Origin of the sequence: Sphingobium sp. AP50, assembly GCF_900109095.1 — a bacterium.
Taxonomy (GTDB): domain Bacteria; phylum Pseudomonadota; class Alphaproteobacteria; order Sphingomonadales; family Sphingomonadaceae; genus Sphingobium.
The window spans coordinates 1-2,109 of the sequence record NZ_FNYZ01000057.1; the positions used below are offsets into that span (position 1 = coordinate 1).

At 63.4% G+C, this 2,109-nt stretch carries 2 protein-coding genes; both read right to left on the reverse strand.

What is annotated here, in order from left to right; all coding sequences use genetic code 11:
* Window positions 1-50: 50 nt before the first annotated feature.
* On the reverse strand, window positions 51-431 hold the full coding sequence (locus BMY84_RS28815; protein ID WP_093088588.1) for a hypothetical protein: 381 nt from the start codon (window positions 429-431) through the stop codon (window positions 51-53).
* 10 nt (window positions 432-441) lie between these two features.
* On the reverse strand, window positions 442-2,109 hold a 1,668-nt coding region (locus BMY84_RS28820; RefSeq protein ID WP_093088589.1), incomplete at its 5' end, for a cbb3-type cytochrome c oxidase subunit I.

The window sequence follows — 2,109 nt, forward strand, 5'->3', positions numbered from 1 at the left end:
GATCCAGCCCAATGGCAGCAGCAGGAGGCCAGAGATAAGGCTCGTGCGCTTCACAGGCAGTCTCGCAGATAGATGACAGGCAAGGCGGTGAAGAGTACGGCAACGAAGCTGAGGCCCGCCAGCAACAGCGTGGATTTTGCCAGGAAGCGCAGCCGGTCAATATCGGTCGAATCCTCATGTGGCGCGCGGCCACCGGGCATCCGGCCCTGGTTCCAGGCGATCCAGCCGGACAGGGCGATCAGGATCAGGGCAAGGACGGTGCCAGCAACGAACAGGGTAGGGAAGGTCGCGAACTCACCGACCTTGGCGCAGGATATGGATGCCCAGAGATAGGAGAAGAGGAAATGCCCCGCCCAGATGGTCGGCGGGACGATCAGCGTCCAGAGCGTGACCTTCAGCCGCTCGGACCAGTGGGGCCGTCGATCCTTCATGGTTTGGCGCTCATGACAGCACCGGGAACAGGCCGATGGTCGCATAGGCCACTACCGCAGTCAGCGCGAAGAAGTGCATGTAGACCGTGACGTTGCGAATGTCTGCGTCATGCTGTGGGTCCATCTTGCCCGCAATGCTGCGGGCAAGGGCGTAGCTCTGCATGATCGCGGCGACGCCAGCATGGGCCACGGTCCAGATGACGAGCGTCCACACGATTGCGGGATAGCTGTGGCTTGCCGGGTTCATGCCATGCGTCCATGGTCCAGCCAGGCCCGTACCGATGCCTGCGAGGCTTACGGCTATGCCCAGCACCAGCAGCAGGCGCGCGATCCCGACGCCACCGCGTGCGTGGACTTCGCGCGCGGCGATGGTGGCGAGCCAGCTTGCCAGCCCGAGCGCCAGCGCCGCCATCGGCCAGAATATGCCCGGCCCGTCCGCTTGTGCCATCGGTGGGAAATCCGCATGACGGGTCCAGAAGAAACAATAGCCGAAGACGAGGCCGGAAAAGGCGGTCGCGTCGGCCATCATGGTGATGAACATCGCCCACCATCCGGGTGCTGCTGGACCGGACATGTAGAGCGGCAGTTCCATGCCATGGCCGATCGGCTTGGATGGTTTTTCCGGGATTTCGGCCGTCCCGGTCCATAGCCACCAAAGCGTGCAAGCGAGCGTCGACACGGCGCAGGCGAGAGCAGCCCAGTAGAGATGATAGGTGGTGAGGATGAACACGCCGCCCAGCGCGATGGCGGTAAGGATCGGGATGATGCTGGGCGTGCCGAGACGGATCACCGCCAGCGGTCGGGCGTCCAGCACGGTGGTGACGATCGTTTCGCGCCGCCCTTCCTCCGCGTCTGGAAGGAAATAGCGGCCTTCATCGACCTTCTGCACGAAATCCTTCTGGTCCCAGATCGGGTAGCGACTTTCGATCAGTGGGACCGAGCGTATTCCCCAATCCTCGTCATCGGGATGGGCCAGCCATTCGAGCGTCCCGGCACCCCATGGATTGCGCTGCGCCTTTGGCCGGCGCGGCGAGAGGGCGAGGTCGACGCAGATTACCGCCACGCCCGCCGCGAACAGCCACGCTCCAAGAGTCGAGGCCATGTTGAGCCCGCCAAGCCCCAGTTCAGCCGGATAGGTGAAGACCCGGCGCGGCATGCCCATGAGCCCCGAAAAATGCATCGGGAAGAAAGTGAGGTTCGCGCCGACGAACAGCATCCAGAAGGCGATGCGGCCGAGCCGGTCAGAGAGCTTCTTGCCTGTAATCAACGGCCAGTAATAATAGAGACCCGCGAACAGAGGCAGCAGTGTGCCGCCGATCAGCACGTAGTGAAGATGGGCGACGATGAAATAGGTGTCATGCGCCTGCCAGTCGAAGGGTGCGACGGCGACCATCACGCCGGTCAGGCCGCCGATGACGAAGATTGCGAGGCTGCCCGTCGCATAGAGCAGAGGCGTGGACAAGGTGACGCGGCCCGCCCAAAGCGTCGCGATGAACGCGAATATCTGCACCGCCGTCGGGATCGCCACGGCTTCGGACGCGGCGGAAAAGAAGGCGAGGCTGATCTTGGGCAATCCGGTCGTGAACATGTGGTGGACCCACAGGCCAAAGGACAGGAAGGCCGTGCCCACCGCCGCCAGCACGATCCAGGGATAGCCCAGCAGATGGCGGTTGGAGAA

Coding starts and splice junctions, on each gene's coding strand:
- BMY84_RS28815 (WP_093088588.1), bottom strand. CDS start 431: ATGAAGGATCGACGGCCCCACTGGTCCGAGCGGCTGAAGGTCACGCTC.